The sequence below is a fragment of the Corynebacterium sp. 212_CJEI genome (genome assembly GCF_001055915.1).
In the GTDB taxonomy this organism is placed as follows: Bacteria; Actinomycetota; Actinomycetes; order Mycobacteriales; family Mycobacteriaceae; genus Corynebacterium; species Corynebacterium jeikeium_D.
On sequence record NZ_JVPT01000033.1, the window covers coordinates 18,160 to 36,965 of the forward strand.

An 18,806-nucleotide genomic window follows, 5' to 3' on the forward strand; every position below is an offset into this window, starting at 1 on the left:
CTTTTCTCACCTCCCTCCTGAAAGTAAACAATGACAACACCTACGGATTCCTCAACGCGAAAATTCGCATCCACGCCCAGCTGCCACGCATGCAGCGGCGGAGCACCAGCAAAGGATGGTGCACCTGTTGTCGCAGTAGTCGGCGCACCGAACTCCGGTAAGTCAACACTGTTCAATAGTTTGACTGGTGCGAAAGCGCAGATGGGCAATTGGCCTGGTACGACCGTGGAGGTCAGCCGTGGCGCGTGGAAGACCGATGCCGCTGAGTACGATGTCATCGATTTCCCGGGTGCCTACTCGCTGGATGCCATGAGTCCGGACGAAGAGCTCACTCGCGAGATGCTCATCGAGAAACCAGAAGAAGAACGCCCGGATCTCGTCGTTGTCGTTGTCGACGCCACGGCACTGGGCCGTGGCCTCTACATGGCCGCGGAATTGGCGGAACAGCCCCAGCGCATCGTTCTGGCTCTGACCAAACTAGATGTTGCCAAGGCCAAGGGCATCGATGTGAATCCGGACGCATTGCAGTCAGCTATGGGGATGCCGGTGGTGGCGCTGGATCCCCGTCGTAAAGCGGGAATGGCGCGGTTGGCCGACGCGGTAGCAGCGGCTCTGGACGGATGTAGTTCGGTGTCGTCACCGATTCGCCAGGCCGATGGTGAATCGATTGAACGCCTGGACGACGCACGCTTTGCCGCGATTGATGCGGCGGTTGCGGCATCTACGGGCGGGGTGGAAGATCGCCAGACTTTCTCCGACCGCATTGATAACGTGGTCCTCCATCCGGTGCTCGGACCGATTGTGTTCCTGGCAGTTATGTGGGCAGTCTTCCAAATCACGACGACGGTAGCAGCACCGTTGCAGGACGGTTTGGAAACCCTTATTACCGGTAATTTCGCAGATTTGGTTACCCGTGGATTAGAAGCGGTGGGATGGGATCATCCGATTGTCACCGGGCTGCTTGTAAACGGCATCATCGGTGGTGTCGGCATGGTGCTGACCTTCGTTCCGCTAATGGCACTCATGTTCCTGTGCCTCGCAGTACTCGAGGATTCAGGGTATATGGCGCGTGCAGCCGTGGTGGCGGACCGTGTCATGCGTGCAATTGGTCTTCCGGGTAAGGCATTTATTCCGCTCATCGTCGGCTTTGGCTGTAATGTGCCAGCAATCTCGGCAACACGTGTGCTGAGTAATCCGCGCCACCGCATTTTGACGGCTCTACTGGTTCCGTTTACCTCCTGCTCGGCGCGCCTGACCGTGTATGTCATGTTGGGTGCGGTGTTCTTTCCGGAACACGCGGGCACAGTCGTCTTCGCTATGTACGTGATCTCGATTCTGCTGATCGTTCTGACCGGCCTTGCACTGCGTAAGACCCTGTGGCGCACCATGCCGTCGGAACCGCTGGTCATTGACCTGCCAACCTACCAGCTTCCGACCGCACGGCTGGCACTATCTGTGATGTGGATGCGTCTGAAGGGATTCCTGCAGACCGCTAGTGGAATCATCGTCAGCACCGTCATCGTCGTATGGCTACTGATGTCTATTCCGGTTGTCTCCGGGCACTCCTTTGCCGATGAAAATCTAGCACCGCAGGACTCCGCATACGGTGCAGTCAGCGAAACTATTGCTCCTGTGTTTAACCCGGCAGGTTTCGGTACATGGTCTCTGACAGGTCCGTTGGTGACGGGCTTTGTGGCCAAGGAAGCCGTCATTTCTACCTGGGCACAGACCTATGCAGTGGAGGACGTCACCGACTCCGATTCGAGCGAACAGGCCTCCAGCCCGCTCGCGGAGAATATTCGACGTGACTTTGACAATGCATCCGATGGACACGGATTGGCAGCAGTCTGGGCCTATATGATCTTCCTGCTGGCTTACACACCGTGCGTGGCTACGCTCGCGGCACAACGTCGAGAGATCGGCTTGAAGTGGACGGGCTTCGGTTTGCTAGCGCAGCTGGTCGTTGCATGGGCACTGGCCGTGATTGTTTTCCAAGGGTTAAAGCTGTTCCTGTAAAGCCTCGTTGATTCCTAGTAGCTTCGGCAAAGCTACTAGGGCACACTTGCGAACTAGAAATCAGATCCAACAAGAATCGCGATACGGAAAGGAGCTATCGCCGTGGGACTCTTTAGAGCCAGGAAGAATACGACGGTTACTCGTCGGCCTTCAGAAGCCGTTCAGGATGCAATCGCGCAGGGCATTAGCTCCCGACGCAAAATTTGCGAAATCACCGGCCTGCAGCGAGCAACGGTAGACCTCATCCTTGACCGCATGGAACACACCGGCCAATTGCGACGGGAATCCCTCGGTGGCATGTGCCCAGGCGGAGGTTGTTCCAACTGTGGAATGTCCGACAGCGGTACGTGTGCTGGCGGTAGTTCTAATAGTGGTCCGGTCGCACTGGTTCTGACACGCAGGCCACCTTCTGCAGCCTAAGTCTTGAGCTTCGGCTCGGTATTCTCCGCACACAATGCGGAGAATTTGGCTTGTCATGTGACAATAGCAGCTAGTATGACGAATTTTTCCAACAACTTTGATGAGGTCAGCGACGAAACGTCGCAGCAAGCTCGCACCTCGCACGAGATGGACGATTTTTTCATCGACGCTAATGATGCTGGCGAAAACGCTGATAGTGCCTCCGGGGATGCGTTCGCAACGGACGTCGGCACGCAAAGGGAACCTACCGTCGGTGATTTGGATCTGGAGGCGCGTTCCTCTCTGCGCCGGCTGACCAGGTCAGTAGCACATACTGAGTCTGAAGAAGTGATGGTCGAGTACCGTCAGCTCCGACTGGAACGCGTGGTGCTGCTCGGTGTCTGGACATCCGGGACCCTTCAGGAAGCTGAAGTGGCGATGGAGGAGCTCGCCGCACTGGCAGAGACTGCAGGTTCGGAAGTTTTAGAGATGGTGCTGCAGCGCCGCGATAAGCCGGACCCTGGTACTTACGTGGGATCCGGCAAGCTCAACGAGCTTCGCGATATTGTCGCCTCTACCGGCGCAGATACAGTTATTTGCGACGGTGAACTGTCTCCCGGTCAATTGGTGGCGCTGGAGGATCGCCTTGACGCCAAGGTTATTGACCGCACCATGCTGATTCTGGATATCTTTGCTCAGCACGCGAAGTCCAAGGAGGGCAAGGCGCAGGTCTCGCTGGCACAAATGCAGTACCTGTACACGCGTCTGCGCGGCTGGGGCGGCAACCTATCGCGTCAGGCTGGTGGTCGCGCGGGCTCCAACGGCGGCGTGGGTCTGCGTGGTCCGGGTGAAACTAAGATCGAAACCGATCGTCAGCGCCTACGCCAAGATATGGCGCGAATCCGCAAGGAATTAGCTGGCATGAAGACTGCGCGTGAGATCAAGCGCGCACGTCGTAAGGCTGGACACCTGCCGCGCGTGGCAATTGTCGGCTACACCAACGCGGGTAAATCTTCGTTGCTCAACGCACTGACAGGCGCTGGTGTGCTGGTGGAAGACGCGCTGTTTGCGACGCTGGATCCGACGACTCGTCGCACCAAGCTTCGCGACGGTCGCACGGTGATTATGACCGATACGGTCGGATTTGTTCGCCACTTGCCGACGCAGCTCATTGAAGCTTTTCGCTCGACCTTGGAAGAGGTGCTCGAAGCCGACGTCATCATGCACGTCGTAGACTCCTCTGACCCATTCCCGCTGGAGCAGATTAAGGCTGTCAACAAAGTCATCAACGAAATCGCGGAGGAAGAAAAGGCCGAGATTCCGCCCGAGCTGTTGGTAGTCAACAAGGTGGACAAGGCCGATGGCATCACTCTGGCGCAACTGCGCCACCAGCTCGATGATGCGGTCTTTGTCTCTGCGCGAACGGGTGAGGGGATCGGTGAACTGGAGACCCGACTCGAGCTTGCACTCAATGAGCTGGAGTCTCACGTCCACATGTTGATCCCCTATGACAAGGGCAATATTGTCTCCATGCTCCACGAAGATGCGACCGTGCTGTCGGAGACATGGACAGAGCAAGGCACCCAGATGGATGTGCGTTTGCCCACTAGCCTCGCGGATGAACTGTCGGCATACCGCATCGAACCTGCAGCGGATCCTCACTTCACGGCGGATGCGAATGAGGATAGTAGCAACGACGCCTAGTCGGAAAAGGGAGAGCGGAGTTGGAATAGGGAGAGCGACAAAGAGCTCCGGCAGTCCTGGGTTTAATGCGGTATCCGTGGCGTGATCTGCGGTGGGCATCCACTAGCATTACAACCATGAATTCTACTTCTGACGCGGAGACCCAACAGGGAACCTCCGCAAATCCGCCTGCTGAAAACGCCGAACGTGGCCGTCTTTTCGGTTGGGATATTCACGGTGACGGTCGAAAGATTGCACCGGGAGCCGTGGTGGCTCCCAACGAACGCCTCGATTGGCCTCGTACAATTGGCATTGGCGCACAGCACGTCATTGCCATGTTTGGTGCAACTCTTCTGGTGCCGCTGTTGACTGGTTTCCCAGTCAATACCACACTGCTGTTCTCGGGTATCGGCACGATTGTCTTCCTGCTAATCACCCGAAACCGCTTGCCCTCTTACCTGGGCTCGTCGTTTGCCTTCATCGCACCACTGACCGCGACACAGGCGCAGGGTATTGGTGTTCAGCTCGGTGTCGTGCTCTGCGCCGGCATCGCGCTCATGCTCGTTGGCTGCGTTGTAAAGTTCGCCGGCAAGCGTGTCCTCGATGCAGTGATGCCACCTGCAGTAACCGGTGCCATCGTCGCTCTCATCGGACTTAACCTGGCGCCTGCCGCCACGGAGAACTTCGCCACTCAGCCGTTGGTCGCATTTGTCACGATGGCATCCATTGTCTTCGCAACCGTCGCTGGCCGCGGTATGGTCAGCCGTCTGGGTGTCCTTATCGGCGTACTAATCGGCTGGGTCTTCGCCGCTGCCACTGGAAATCTCTCGCCCGAGGCTACAGAAACTGTCGGCAATGCCGCCTGGATTGGTCTGCCCGCATTCCACGCGCCGGAGTTCCACTTCAATGCGATGCTGATTGGTCTGCCCGTCATCGTAGTACTCATCGCAGAGAATGTCGGTCACGTCAAGGCTGTTGCTGCCATGACCGGCCGAAACCTCGATGACATCGCTGGCGATGCTCTTATTGCAGACGGTCTAGCCACCACCATCGCCGGTTCAGCTGGTGGTTCTGGTACCACTACCTACGCTGAAAATATCGGTGTTATGGCCGCTACCCGTGTCTATTCGACCGCAGCTTACTGGGTGGCAGCTTTCACCGCCATTGCACTGGCTTTCATTCCAAAGTTCGGCGCACTCATCTTGACCATTCCTACCGGCGTGCTCGGTGGGGCAACGATGGTGCTCTACGGCCTGATCGGTTTGCTCGGTGTGCGCATCTGGATGGACGAAAAGGTCGACTTCAACAACCCGGTTAATCTCACCGCTGCCGCCACCGCGCTGATCGCGGGTATCGGTAACCTCACCCTCGACATTGGTTCGCTGACGCTGGAGGGTATTGCTTGGGGGTCGGTCGGCATTATTATCGGCTATCCAATTTTGAACTGGCTCTACAATCGCATCGGCGAGAACCGCTCGTAGGCCACCCGTCCAGGGCAGAATCTCGCACGAATGCTTAACGACGGACCCCGTGACCGTTGCCACGATGTTTCGTCGTTAAGCTCTTTTGCTTTTTAATCGCTCAGGTCTTGGGCGATGAGTTCGGCGATTTTCTCTACCGCAACCGCGTTACTACTGGTCACAGTGACTTCATCGCCGAATTCGGCACCGAGTGCCATGAGCATCAACGAGGATGAAGCATCGGCCGGTTCGTTGTCGGGCTCGTCTGAGTCAAGGAGCTCGACCAGAATTTCTTCCTGAAAACGGGAGGCACGCTCAGCGATGACCGTTGCAGGGCGGGCATGAATACCCACCTTGGAGCCGACGTGGACATGTTGAGTAACCATGCGAGCGGCATCCTGCCTTTCTGCTTCTCGATTTCCTCGATGCCATTTCTGAGCTTAATAGGTTGCCCGGATGGGTTGGGGAATGTTTGCTGAAAATCGTAGAAATGCTCGTTGGGATAAACCAGCCGGTGCGGTAAAAACTACGCTTCCGCTGAAACGTCTGCTTCTAGGTTTTGATTATCGGTGCTGACTTGCCGCGGCCACAGGCTTTTAGCTGCCACAACGAGAATTGCTGCCACTATGCTGCCCAAGACGATTGCAGTAAGCCATGCGACAGGGTTGTCGATTGCAAACAGCACAAAAATACCTCCGTGCGGAACACGTGTGGCCGCACCCAAAGCCATTGAGGTGCCACCGGTGACGGCACCGCCAATCACAATCGACGGAATCACACGTAGCGGATCTGCGGCGGCGAAGGGAATTACTCCCTCTGAAATGAAGGCCGCACCGAGCACCCAGCCCGCTTTGCCGTTTTGACGCTCCGCCGAACTGAACAGCTTTGGTCGGAGCACAACTGCCAGAGATGTAGCCAATGGAGGTACCATGCCCGCCGCCATCACAGCGGCCATGACCTTCCATGATGCGGGATCTGCTGAGGCGATGTTTGCGACGGCAAAAAGATAAGCAGCCTTGTTGATCATTCCGCCCATATCCACGCACATCATTGCGCCGAGAAGACCACCGAACAGGAACGCCGCCGTCGTATCCAGTGATTGCAGCCACTGCTGCAGAGCCGTCATCAGCCACGCCAGCGGCATCCCGAGCAGCAGGTACATGGTGAGCCCAACGGACATAGCGCCGAGCATAGGAATCACGACAACCGGCATCAGCGGTCGCAGCCAGTCCGGGACTTTCATCCTCAACAGTAGGGCTACAACTAGTCCCGCCAGGATGCCTGTCACCAGGCCCCCAAGGAAGCCGGCGCCAACCGTGACCGCGATGGCACCGCCAATAAAGCCTGGTGCAATGCCGGCTCTGCCAGCCATGCCAAAGGCGATATAAGCACTCATTACAGCCACAATGACCTGCATGCCGTGGTTGCCAATGGCAAAAAGCGCCGAGCCGAGATACAGCCACAGTCCACTACGATCAATTAGCACGGTGCCGAGATCTTCTGTCGGCACAGCAATCGGGGCATCGAGTCCGATAATCTCCGGCAGCCGCAAATCCCTAGTCACGGCGTCAGCTACTACACCAACCTGATGACCGCCGACGAGGAATCCCAGCGCAATCAACAACCCCGATGCGGCCACGAACGGCACCATATAGCTGACACCGGTCATAATGGCATCACGAACCCAGTGTCCGAAGGCTTTGTCACCGCCTAACGATGATTTATGTGCCCCCACCTTCGTAGTTGCTTGTACCCTCTCAGATGAAGGGTCTGCGCCTGTAGTACCGGTTTGCGAACCGGCCTCCTTGTCGTGGTCATCCTTAGGTTGCGGCGCCTTTCGGTCGTAGGCGCGAACCCGTGATTGTTCTGCTTTTGCCTTCGCTTGTTTAATAACCGCAGTAGGTTCATTGACTGCCTTACGAATTGGCACTTTGACCTGTGGTTTATCGCTGAAGCGCTTAAGCCCCGTAACCCCAATATCGGCTGCGATTACTAGCACGTCGGCCCGGACAATTGCCTCTGCGGGGGCTTCCTGGGTTCCTGCCGAGCCCTGCGTCTCTACAGTTAGTGTGACATCAGACATGCTTTCTGCCGCGCCAGTAAGCGCTTCGGCTGCCAAATAAGTGTGTGCGATGCCCGTGGGGCAGGCCGTGATGGCGACGATATTGGTCTTCGCCGGAGGTTTTTTCGCTTTCCGACGAGGCGCTTTGGTGACGTGCTCGCTAATGATCCGGGCAGTCTCTTCATCGCTTTCAGCACCGCGAAGAGCTGCGCGAAACCCCTTATCGCGAAGTGCTTTTGCGAGTGCGGCCAGAATATCGACGTGGACATCGCTGTTACTAGATGGGACACCAATGAAAAAGAGCAGGTCCGCCGGCCCATCTGGTGTGGTGAATTCTGTAGCGCTGGTTAAGCGGGCAAACATCAGGGTCGGCTTCGACCAGTCCTCATGGCGGCAGTGGGGGATGGCTATCCCTCCCGACAGACCTGTCGGGGCCTTCTCTTCGCGTTCGAGGGCTGCTGCGACGATGCCGTTGCTGTCGGTGGCGCGGCCGGTCTCTACAGCTTTAGCGATGAGATAGTTAAGGATCTTCTCCTTTTGCGGACCGATATCTAGGTCAAGGAACACTGTCGACTCATCGGCTAGGTCTGATGCAATAGCGGAAAAATCTGCCGAAGAAGACATGGTTTTCTAATGCTCCTTATCTAGGCATCGAAAAGCTAAGTGTCGAGCTGCCATAACCGGCCGGCCTCGGGGTGAACCTGTTCTGGATAGGGGATGGTCGTACCGGGAAGACTGGTTGCCGCCGCCCCATAAGCTACGGCGGTGGTTAGTGCATCTTGGTAGCTATCACCGCGTTCGCGGGACATAACGTAGCCGGCCAACGCACAGTCTCCAGCACCGACCGTCGACTGAGCGACTATCGAGGGGGAGGTAGCAGCGAAACAACCGCCTGACTTCACTGAAAGCACCGCCCCTGCTTCGCCGAGAGTGGCCAGGACTTCGGAAACGCCAAGCTCGTTCAGCGCACGAGCAGCCTGCGCTACGGGAAGATAGTTCCCTTCGGCTGCAGCGGCCTCAAGTTCTTCGCCGTCCTGATCAATGATTTGACCAAGTTCGTAGGCGTTCGGCTTCATCAAAAAAGGTCGCACCTTTGGAAATGCGCGAACGACCTCAGTCAGTGGGCCGTCGCTCGTATCCATAGCAACACGAATATTCGGGTTGACCGAATACACCGCCTCGGTGCATTGAACGTAAAAATCCCTGGGGACACCAGGGGGCAATGAACCTGCGAAAACTACCCACGTGGCGTGTTTAGCATGGTGGATAAGTTTCTCCAGGACACGCCTACGGTGCGCTTTCGTCAATGTCATGCCAGGGGAATTGAGCTTGGTGGTCGTCCCATCTGGCTCTGCGAGTGTGAGATTAACGCGGGCTTCGTTAGTCGTGTTGATGGCTTCATGGGGTATGCCAGAGACTTCCAACAGGCGCGTGAATTTTCCGGAGTCCGATGCCGGGTAGAGCGCGAGCGTCTTTTCTCCGGCGTAGTGCAACGCCTTGGACACATTAATTCCCTTGCCACCAGCCATGTCCTCAGCCATTGGTAGGCGGAACACGCCACCTCGCTTGAGCTCCGTATCGAGTCGAGCAAGTCGATCGATTGACGGATTTACAGTCAAGGTCAGGATCATGAAGCAACCACAACCTCGACACCTTGCTCCCTGAGATCGTTGACGAACTGTTCCGGGGCAGAGGAATCTGTAATCACGACGTCGATATCTTCCAATGCTGCAAAGCTGACGAGAAAGTCGCGGCCAAGTTTCGTCGAGTCCGCCATAACGATGACCTTGCGCGCATTCGTAATCATCGCGCGCTTTACCGCCGCTTCCTGCGGATCAGCAGTAGAAAGACCGTGGTCAATTGTCAAGGCATTAGAACCAATGAAAGCGACATCGGCACGCATAACCGCGAGAGTGCGGAGTGCCGTATCGCCAGCAACCGCCTGAGTAATGACGCGAACTTGGCCGCCAAGGAGTTGAAGCTCAATGCGGTTCGATCCTGCGAGTGTGATGGCGTTGGGAAGAGAGTTTGTGACAACCGACCAACGGCGGTTATCAGGGGAGTGGACCATCAGCTCTGCAAGAGCCTCGGTGGTAGTTCCAGCATCGAGAAAAATTCCACCACCAGAGTCAGGCAGAAAATCCGCAGCACAGCGGGCAATAGAGAGCTTCGCGTCCTTTTGCGCGTTCTTTCGAGCGGCAACTGAAAACTCAACAGTCTGAAAAGAACGAGTAGCCACAGCGCCACCGTGTACGCGGTGAACTGCGCCGTCTGCATCCAACTGAGCTAGGTCACGGCGAATCGTCTCTGCTGTGACATCGAAAGCTTCCGCAAGATCAGCGACCGTCACGCGCCCTTCGACTGCTGTCAAAGACGCAATCTTCCGGCGGCGTTCCTCTGCGTACATTCCCCGCTCCTTAGCTGTTAAGAAATTTCAGCTTTACTATCTGTTCCCAGTATGCCCGTTTATGTCTGTTTCGGGCAACGAAAATGTGGGAAATTAGAGGCTGCGTAGGACGCTGACAATCTTGCCGAGGATTTTGGCGTGCTCCGCGGGGAGTGGGTCAAAGGCGCGATTATGGGGCATGAGCCACTTGCCAGCAGCGTCTTCGTGCCATTCCTTGACTGTTGCTTCATCTTCAAACAGGGCTGCAACGAAATCTCCCTGTTCGACCACGTCTTGGGAACGGACTACCACCCAGTCTCCGTCGAGAATGCCCGCGTCAACCATGGAATCACCCACGACCTTGAGTAGGTATAGCTGACCAGAGCCCGTAATCTCCATCGGAAGTGCCATGTGACTTTCCACATGCTGCTCCGCCAAAATAGGGTTGCCAGCCGCAATCTGTCCAACGATAGGAACGAAGATTGGCTCTGGCATGTCCTCTGGCATCTCGGGAGTTTGGGTGGTGCCAGTAGCCTTTGGCCCAGGCTTTACCGGAGTGAAAGTGCCAGCGGAGGACTTCGAATCCCTTACGTTTACCGCGCGGGGTTTGTGTGGGTCGCGGCGGAGAAAGCCCTTCTTCTCCAACTCCTTGAGTTGGTATGCCACCGACGAGGTGGAATTCAAGCCCACAGCATCCCCAATTTCTCGAATGCTCGGTGGGTATCCGCGAAGTACGACGGCATCCGAAATGACGTCAAGAATCCGACGCTGCCGATCGGTGAGTGTTTTAGGGTTCGCTTTCTTCTTTTGAGCCATGGAACATCCCTTCTCAAACTCTTTCGAATGAATCATAACTCAAAACTGTTCGAATCGTCGAGCATCGAACACTGTGCGCCCTTGAATTCTTTAGAAAACGTGTACATTATCCGTGCTCGGAGGCGGTGATGATGTCGAAAATCGAAAATAAATCCGGATAGCAGTAGACAATATTCGAACATGGTGTTATAAATCGAACATGACAAGTTACTCGAACAGTCGTTTGATGAAAGGGTCTAGACGGATTCTCCGCATCCGCCCTTGGACATAGTCTCCACAGCGTCGGGAAACGGTCGTACAACTCTTATTCTCTCCAGGCCGGCAACGGTGGGAGAGTCAACGTTGGAAAGGGAGAAAACATGATGTCTACGGTTTCAACCGCACTTGGTGTTAGCAGCACATCTGATATTGACTTTTCTCAAGTTTCCGAGCTCCCTGCTCGGACGACACGGAAAGCCCCGTTGGTGTGGGGTGAACGTAGTGCGTCTTGCACACAGCACATCGTTCGGCCCGGTCAGCGTGCACGTATTGCACAGCGCAATCGAAATGGGGCTTCATCGGCGCGAATGCGGAGGGACAGGTCGCGGCCCAGTCATGTCTCGGTCAACTACGGGCGTCCGTCTCTATCCGTTAGCAGGGCGCAGCAGTCCAATCGTAGTGATGTATCCGCAGGCACTAACCTGACTCGCCTGATGGCGGTATGGGCTCTAGGGCTTGGTGCTTTCTTCGGAATTGTCGGCAGCATGGTCTTTGAACAAGGGCAAAATGAGGCAGTCGAAAGCACCTTTACGTCCACGTACGCTTCGTACTCCGCACAATAATCATTCCGGTTTCCTGCGTTGGGGTGGGACGTAGACTGGAGACTGTGTATTGCCAGTTTTGTCATCATGATCAGACACGAGTCTTGGACTCACGGTTAATAGATAACGGTATGGGGATTCGTCGCCGGAGAGAATGCCTGAATTGCGGTAAACGTTTTTCTACGATTGAACGCTCGCAGCTGATGGTCGTTAAACGGGATGGAATCCCTGAGGAGTTCAACCGTGAAAAGGTCATCCAGGGTGTTCGACGTGCGTGCCAGGGGCGCGAAGTATCAGAGTCTCAGCTGAAGAAACTTGCACAAAAAGTGGAGGAGAGCCTCCGCGAGAAAGGCACGCCCCGGGTGGACTCAAACGATATTGGCCTTGCCATCCTTGAGCCGCTCAAAGAACTGGACGAAGTTGGCTATCTCCGCTTCGCTTCGGTGTACAAGTCCTTTTCCTCCGCGGACGATTTCGCGCAAGAGATTGCCAGCATGCGGAAGGGGAAAGGGCCGCAGGCTAATGGCAACGAGGTAAAAAAGGACTAACGCAGTTTATCCACACGTTTCTTTACTCGAGTCAGGGATACGCTCTGGGCGGTACCCAAGCGTTGTGCGAAAAGGCTGACACGCAGTTCTTGGATGAGCCACTGAATATCCCGTACCTCCGCGGAATTCGAACGTGCCTTAGGTAGCTGCTGAAGCTTTGCCGCCAAGTATTCGCGGGCCTCAGTCACCTCATCTTCACGTTCGGCATCACGGTCCGGGTCACGGTTCATTTCCTCAAGCCGAATCTCCATCGCTTGGAGATAACGTGGCAAATGTCGTAGGTGCTGCCAACCGTGCCTTGCCACAGCGCCCTTAGGGAACATGAACTCCAGCTGGCGACGCATATCGTCAATAGCATCGCCTTCCCACTTGTTTAGCTGATTTACCACCGAGACATAACGAGGCATTGCCTGGGCAACGCCGACGACCAATTGGCGCACCTCTGAGGCGACTCCAGAACGAACGTGTTCGAGTAGTTTGTCGAATTCCTTCGGATCGCGGACCGGGCCGCCGGCAGCCATCATACGGTCGCGAATCACTGCGACACGGCAGTCCTCGACAAGCCCATCGGCGCCCCCATGTGGCCATGCGTCCACGCCAACACGTTGCTGGAGTGGAAGCCCCTTAGTCATTTGTGCACCATTTACTGGGCAATCCCGCAATAGCATTGTCAAGTTTGTGGTCGCCAACGTCGCCTCAGCCTGAGCCTTAGTTGGTTTGACCTCAATGGCCACGCCATCCTTGGTGGTCACCAGCGTCGGATACATCGTGACGGACTGACCGTCGACATTACTTTTGACCGTTAATGAGACGGCGCCCAAGTTCTCTGAAGTCCACTTTTTCACAGCTTCGCGTGCTGCAGACTTCGAACGTTTCGACACAGCAGTTGAGACCGTCGAGGCATGCTTGTCTCGAAGCGCAGCAAGATCTCGGCTCTGATCGACGATCTTTCCATGGCGGTCGACCACTGCGTAGTTAAAGCGCAAGTGTGCTGGCAGCTTCGAAGGGGCAAAGTCTGCACCATTGATGCCCGAGCCTCCGAGTCGTCGTAAAGCATCGGCAAAAACATCGACGAAGCGGCCTGAGTACGGAGTCATCGTCTCCAGCGCGCGGCGTGCGAAATCCGGGGCGGGGACAACGGACTTCCGCAGTGCCTTCGGCAGAGTGCGAATGTAGGCTTCCGCGAGCTCAGCGCGAAGACCTGGTACCTGCCAGTCGAAGCCATCTTCACGCAGACCTGCAAGAAGAGGCACGGGGACACGGAGAGTCACACCGTCATCAGGGGCGCCCGGTTCGAATTTATAGGACAGAGAGAAATCGACCGAGCCCTGCTGCCACATTTCGGGGAAGGCGTTGTCGTCGATGTCGCCGGCTTCGGGGTTGAGCAGCTTATTGGGATCAAAGTCCAGTAGATTTGGCTGCTTGGGCTTAGTTTTCTTCCACCAGCGGTCAAAATTGGTGGCCGTGGTGATAGAGGCGGGCAGCTTGGAGTCGTAGAACGCGTAGAGCACGTCGTCATCGACGACAATGCCGCGGGAACGCTGCTTTTCCTCGATCTTCTCGGCTTCGGCAAGTTTGTCTTGATTGTTCTTAAAGAACTCGTGATGTGTGTTCCATTCGCCGTCGACAAGCGCAGAGCGAATGAAGATCGAGCGGGCGGCGTCGGCATCGACTCGGTGATAAGGCACCAAACGGTCAACCACCACGGGCACGCCGTAGAGCGTCGACTTCTGGTAAGCCATCGCTGCACCGCGCTTAGTAGACCAGTGAGGCTCTGAGTACTGGTGCTTGAGCAGATGAGGGGCTACCTTCTCTACCCACTGCGGCTGAATCGTGCCGACGTTGCGCGCAAAAGTGCGCGAGGTCTCGACGATTTCCGCAGCCATCACCCAGCGAGGCGGCTTCTTTGCCAACGCGGACGAGGGGTGAATGAGGAACTTAGTGTTGCGTGTGCCGGTAAACTCCTTGCCCTCGCCCTCGCGCGTACCAATCATCGACAACAGACCCGGTAACAGCGACTTTGCCACCTCGTCGGGATTGTCGACACCACTGGTTGAGCTGCGGGCCGAAAGATGCCAGCCCAGCTCAGCCGTTGCCTGGTGGAGCTGACGCACCAAGTCCTGCCACTCGCGAACGCGCAGATAGTGGAGGTACTCGCGCTTGCACATCTTGCGGAATTGGTTACCGCTAAGCTCGCGGCGCTTTTCCTCCAGGTATTCCCAGAGCTTCAGCAGGGAGTTGAAGTCGCTGGTGGTGTCCTTAAAACGGGCATGTAGCTGATCTGCCTGAGCTTGGAACTCCAGTGGACGTTCGCGAACATCCTGCAGAGACAAAGCGGCGACAATGACGGTTGCCGCCCCGAGAGTGGTGTTCTCGTACCCTTCGACCAGCATGCGGGCAAGACGCGGGTCGACTGGGAGACGGGCAAGTTGTCGGCCGATGTCCGTCAGCTCGGGGGCATCAGACCCCGACGTGGTGGTAATAGCCTGAAGCTCTGTGAGCAGGTTAATGCCATCGCGGATTGCTTTGTGCTCTGGTGGCTGGACAAAGGGGAAGTCCTCAATCGCGCCAAGCCGCAGTGAAATCATTTGCAGTACAACCGAAGCGAGATTGGTGCGCAGAATCTCCGGATCCGTAAACTCGGGACGCGAGAGAAAATCCTCTTCGCTGTAGAGACGAATCGCCACACCATCAGCTACACGACCACAGCGTCCAGAGCGCTGATTCGCAGATGCCTGGCTGATGTCCTCAACTGGCAGGCGCTGCACCTTCGTGCGGGTGGAGTAGCGGGAAATGCGTGCGGTACCAGTATCGACGACATACTCGATACCAGGGACCGTCAGCGACGTTTCCGCAATGTTGGTCGCCAGCACAATGCGACGCCCGGAATGCGGAGTGAAGATCCGATGCTGCTCTGCATTAGATAGCCGACCGAATAGTGGAACGGCTTCTACACCTTTCCAGTGTTTGCCCTCGATGGCTTCGGCAGCTTCTCGGATCTCTCGCTCACCCGAAAAGAACACCAGGATATCGCCGCCGCCAAGCCGCATCAGCTCTTCACACGCAGCGATAACACCATCGATCTGCTCGATGGCGACTTCCTTTTCCTGCCCATTCTTCGCAACAACGGTCCGCACCAGCGGGCGATAGCGGATTTCCACCGGGTAGGTGCGCCCTGACACCTCGATGATGGGCGCAGGGTGCTCGTCGTCAGGCGCGAAATGACGAGCGAACCGTTCCGGATCAATCGTCGCGGAAGTGATAATGATTTTCAGATCTGGACGCTGCGGCAGAATATGCTTTAAATATCCCAGCAGGAAGTCGATGTTGAGGCTGCGCTCGTGCGCCTCATCGATGATGATGGTGTCGTACTCGCGCAGCAGCCGGTCGCGGCCAATTTCGGCCAGCAGGATACCGTCGGTCATCAGTTTGATGCAGGTATCCTTGCCCACGCGATCGTCAAAACGCACTGCATAGCCGACGTGCTGTCCAATCTTTTCGCCCAGCTCATGAGCGATGCGCTCCGCGACGGAACGCGCCGCAATACGACGTGGCTGAGTGTGACCAATCTTGCCCCGCACGCCGCGTCCCAGTTCGAGGCATATCTTCGGGATCTGCGTAGTCTTACCAGAGCCAGTCTCACCAGCAATAATGACGACCTGGTTGTTTTCAATTGCCTCTGCAATGTCGTCGCGGCGCGCGGACACCGGCAACTGGGCAGGGTAGGTGATGCGAGGAATCGCTTTACGACGATCTTCTAACCGCTCCAGCGCAAAGTCGAGGTCTGCAGAGATTGCAGACAGCGCCTTCGGCGCGGATGCTCGCTTTAGCCGGCGTCGGAAGGACTGAGCCTCCCGAATCGGCAATTGATCAGCGAGCTGGTAGAGCTCCTTTTTACGCGTGTCCTTAGCAGGTTTGCCAGAGCGCTGTGGCCTGGCGGAATTGCGGTGGCCGGAGTGGTGGTTTCCCGACTGGGCACGTGGAGCTGGTTTATCAGAACGGCTAGGAGTACTCATGGTTGCCTACTAGATTAGCCGCGTCTGGGGAGACAACCCACATCTGTGCTGATTAAGAGGTGCTCGAGATAGTCCGATGGCAGCAGGGAGCGTCCTACTTTGCCGCCGCTAGCTCGTCGGCAACTTCCTTGCAGTCCTCGCGCCCACAGTGCTGTGTCTCGGTGTGCTTCCAGCAATCATCGCAAATAAGCACCTGACGACGGCAGGTATCTTCGTTGATGCAGTTCTGGAAGGTGTTTGTGGGCTTGCCGCAGTGGACGCAGTGCCCGAGCTGTACGTAGTCCTCGTCTTCGATGCCATCGCCAAACTCCATATGCATGCGCTTGTCGAAGACATAGAGAGAGCCTTCCCACAGCCCCTTATTGCCAAACTTTTCGCCGTAGCGCACAATACCGCCGTCGATTTGGTAGACCTCTTCGAAACCGCGGTTCTTCATAAGTGCGGAGAGGATCTCGCAGCGGATGCCGCCGGTGCAGTAGGAGATAACCGGCTTGTCCTTCATCCAGTCGTACTTACCGGATTCCAGTTCGTCGATGAAGTCGTGCGTGGTCTTTACGTCCGGGACGACAGCGTTTTTAAACTTGCCAATCTCGGCTTCCATTGCGTTGCGGCCATCGAAGAAGATGACATCGTCGCCGCGTTCCTCGACCAGTTTATTGACCTCTTCCGGCTTCAAATGTGTGCCGCCGCCAATGACACCATCGACATCGACTTTCAGCTCACCCGGAGCACCGAAAGCGACGATTTCGTCGCGAACCCTGACGGAGAGTTTTGGAAAGTCATCAGCGCCGCCTTCGCTCCACTTGAACTGCATGGAGTGAAAAGCGGGGTACTGCTTGGTTTTCTTGATGTACTTCTTGCAGGCATCGAGATCACCGCCGACGGTGCCATTGATGCCGTGCTCGGACACCAGAATGCGGCCCTTGAGCCCTAACGACTCGCAAAGGTCGCGCTGCCACAGCATGATGGCACGCGGATCGGACAGTGGGGCGAACTGGTAGTACAGAAGAATCTTGCTGATGCTCACGGGGACTATTCTAGTCTGCTCTCTCAGTTATCCTATTTTCGGCGTGAGCTGCTGGTATGGCTTAGTGCTTCTGATAGAGAGCCTTCTTCTGGTACTTAGGCTCCGAAGTCACTAGCACACCGAGGTTGCGGAAAATTGTTTCGTCCACGCTGCCCAGAATGGTAGTGGTGTGGACATCACAGTTTCGAAGGTTCTTCAGCTCGGCGAGGGCTGCGCGGGCATCGTCGCTGGTGGCCGCCGACACGGAAAGGGCGATAAGAACCTCGTCGGTATGCAAGCGGGGGTTGCGGCTGCCCAGGTGATGCGTCTTAAGCGTTTGAATTGGCTCAATGGCAGCAGGGGAGAGCAAGTGCAAGTCCGGGTCGATATTGGCGAGCTTCTTGAGAGCGTTGAGGAGCATTGCTGCTGAGCATCCGAGCAGCTCAGAGGTTTTGCCCGTGATGATTGTGCCATCGTGCAATTCGATTGCACTGCCCGGTGCCCCGGTAGATTTCTCAACTTCAAGAGCTGGTGCGACGACTCGGCGGGCGGCTGTCGACACGTTGGCCTTGCTCATAATCATGGCAATGCGCTGTGAGACTTCGTCGTCTGCGCTGTTCTTGTGTTCGTCGACAAGAGCCTTGTAGTAACGGCGAACGATTTCCTGGTTGGATGCCTCTCGGCACACTTCGTCATCGTCGATACAGTAACCGGCCATATTGACGCCCATGTCGGTCGGTGACTTGTACGGCGACTCGCCTGCGAGCTTCTCCAACAGAGTGCGCAGCAGTGGGAAGACCTCGACATCGCGGTTATAGCTGGTGACCTTGGTGTCATAGGCGGCCAAATGAAAAGGGTCGATGAGGTTGATGTCATCGAGATCAGCCGTTGCCGCCTCGTAGGCCAGATTTACCGGGTGTTCGAGCGCCAGGTTCCAGATAGGGAAGGTCTCAAACTTTGCGTAACCGGAACGAATTCCGTGTTTGTGATCGTGATAAATCTGCGATAGACAGGTCGCCAGCTTTCCAGAGCCCGGGCCCGGCGCTGTAACAACGACCAAGTCCCGCGACGTTTGCGCCCATTCATTCAGCCCGAAGCCGGCTTCACTGACAATTTTCTCCGTGTTTGTCGGGTAGCCCTCGATATTGCGATGGCGGATTACGCTCAATCCGAGTCGCTGCAGGCGCTCAATGAAGTTCTTTGCCAGAGTGTTGTCGTCGGAAAGCTGCGTGACGACGACGCTGTCGACTAGAAACCCGCGTTCACGAAAGACATCGACGAGGCGCAGCACATCGTCTTCGTAAGTGATGTCGAGGTCAGCGCGGACCTTGTGGCGCTCCAAATCCTTGGCATTGATGCACACCATGATTTCCAGATCGTCTTTGAGGCGATCGAGCATAGCGATTTTATTGTCAGGCGTGAAGCCGGGGAGCACGCGCGAGGCATGCATGTCATCAAATAGCTTGCCGCCCATTTCGAGATAGAGCTTGCCGCCTTCACCTGCGATGTCTGCGCGCCGCTTCTTAATATGAGCGGATTGCATTTCGATGTACTTTTCGCGGTTAAAACCGACAGCCTGAGCCATGGTGCCCTTTCTGAAGTTGTGTCTGCGGG

At 56.3% G+C, this 18,806-nt stretch carries 12 protein-coding genes; 4 read left to right on the forward strand and 8 right to left on the reverse strand.

What is annotated here, in order from left to right; genetic code table 11:
* Positions 1-30 precede the first annotated feature (30 nt).
* The 3 genes from feoB to ADB02_RS03145 all read left to right on the forward strand — a co-directional run bounded on the left by feoB (position 31) and on the right by ADB02_RS03145 (position 5,579).
* Positions 31-2,016 carry a ferrous iron transport protein B gene (gene feoB, locus ADB02_RS03135; protein ID WP_049189639.1) on the forward strand — a complete coding sequence of 662 codons (1,986 nt, stop codon included), beginning with the start codon at positions 31-33 and terminating at the stop codon, positions 2,014-2,016.
* A gap of 495 nt (positions 2,017-2,511) precedes the next feature.
* Positions 2,512-4,119, forward strand: a complete 1,608-nt coding sequence (gene hflX / locus ADB02_RS03140; RefSeq protein WP_049189640.1) for a GTPase HflX — start codon at positions 2,512-2,514, stop codon at positions 4,117-4,119.
* A 116-nt stretch (positions 4,120-4,235) separates the two neighbouring features.
* Positions 4,236-5,579: a uracil-xanthine permease family protein gene (locus ADB02_RS03145; protein ID WP_224433128.1), complete on the forward strand. Its 1,344-nt coding sequence runs from the start codon at positions 4,236-4,238 to the stop codon at positions 5,577-5,579.
* A gap of 92 nt (positions 5,580-5,671) precedes the next feature.
* Here ADB02_RS03145 and ADB02_RS03150 read toward each other — a convergent pair whose 3' ends face one another.
* The 5 genes from ADB02_RS03150 to lexA all read right to left on the reverse strand — a co-directional run bounded on the left by ADB02_RS03150 (position 5,672) and on the right by lexA (position 10,822).
* On the reverse strand, positions 5,672-5,944 hold the full coding sequence (locus ADB02_RS03150; protein ID WP_016422625.1) for an HPr family phosphocarrier protein: 273 nt from the start codon (positions 5,942-5,944) through the stop codon (positions 5,672-5,674).
* Positions 5,945-6,084: 140 nt separating this feature from the next.
* Positions 6,085-8,244, reverse strand: coding sequence for a PTS fructose transporter subunit IIABC (locus ADB02_RS03155; protein WP_049189641.1), 2,160 nt, complete (start codon positions 8,242-8,244; stop codon positions 6,085-6,087).
* A 35-nt stretch (positions 8,245-8,279) separates the two neighbouring features.
* Complete coding sequence (locus tag ADB02_RS03160) at positions 8,280-9,251, reverse strand: 1-phosphofructokinase family hexose kinase (RefSeq protein WP_016422627.1); 972 nt, start codon at positions 9,249-9,251, stop codon at positions 8,280-8,282.
* Positions 9,248-10,027: a DeoR/GlpR family DNA-binding transcription regulator gene (locus ADB02_RS03165; protein ID WP_049189642.1), complete on the reverse strand. Its 780-nt coding sequence runs from the start codon at positions 10,025-10,027 to the stop codon at positions 9,248-9,250. Before ADB02_RS03165 ends, ADB02_RS03160 begins: the two co-directional genes overlap by 4 nt.
* 93 nt (positions 10,028-10,120) lie before the next feature.
* The gene (lexA, locus tag ADB02_RS03170) at positions 10,121-10,822 is read right to left on the reverse strand and encodes a transcriptional repressor LexA (protein ID WP_016422629.1); all 702 of its coding nucleotides are present in this window, start codon (positions 10,820-10,822) and stop codon (positions 10,121-10,123) included.
* A gap of 865 nt (positions 10,823-11,687) precedes the next feature.
* Between lexA and nrdR the strand changes: the two genes are divergently transcribed.
* Entirely contained in the window at positions 11,688-12,170 is a 483-nt protein-coding gene (nrdR, locus tag ADB02_RS03175) for a transcriptional regulator NrdR (RefSeq protein ID WP_049189643.1), read from the forward strand.
* On the opposite strand, the gene hrpA is transcribed toward nrdR, so the two are convergent.
* The 3 genes from hrpA to ADB02_RS03190 all read right to left on the reverse strand — a co-directional run bounded on the left by hrpA (position 12,167) and on the right by ADB02_RS03190 (position 18,777).
* Entirely contained in the window at positions 12,167-16,186 is a 4,020-nt protein-coding gene (gene hrpA, locus ADB02_RS03180; protein WP_080969562.1) for an ATP-dependent RNA helicase HrpA, read from the reverse strand. The genes nrdR and hrpA overlap by 4 nt on opposite strands.
* A 94-nt stretch (positions 16,187-16,280) precedes the next feature.
* Entirely contained in the window at positions 16,281-17,213 is a 933-nt protein-coding gene (locus ADB02_RS03185; protein ID WP_049189644.1) for a rhodanese-related sulfurtransferase, read from the reverse strand.
* 61 nt (positions 17,214-17,274) lie between these two features.
* Positions 17,275-18,777: a DUF1846 domain-containing protein gene (locus tag ADB02_RS03190; RefSeq protein ID WP_016422633.1), complete on the reverse strand. Its 1,503-nt coding sequence runs from the start codon at positions 18,775-18,777 to the stop codon at positions 17,275-17,277.
* Positions 18,778-18,806 lie beyond the last annotated feature (29 nt).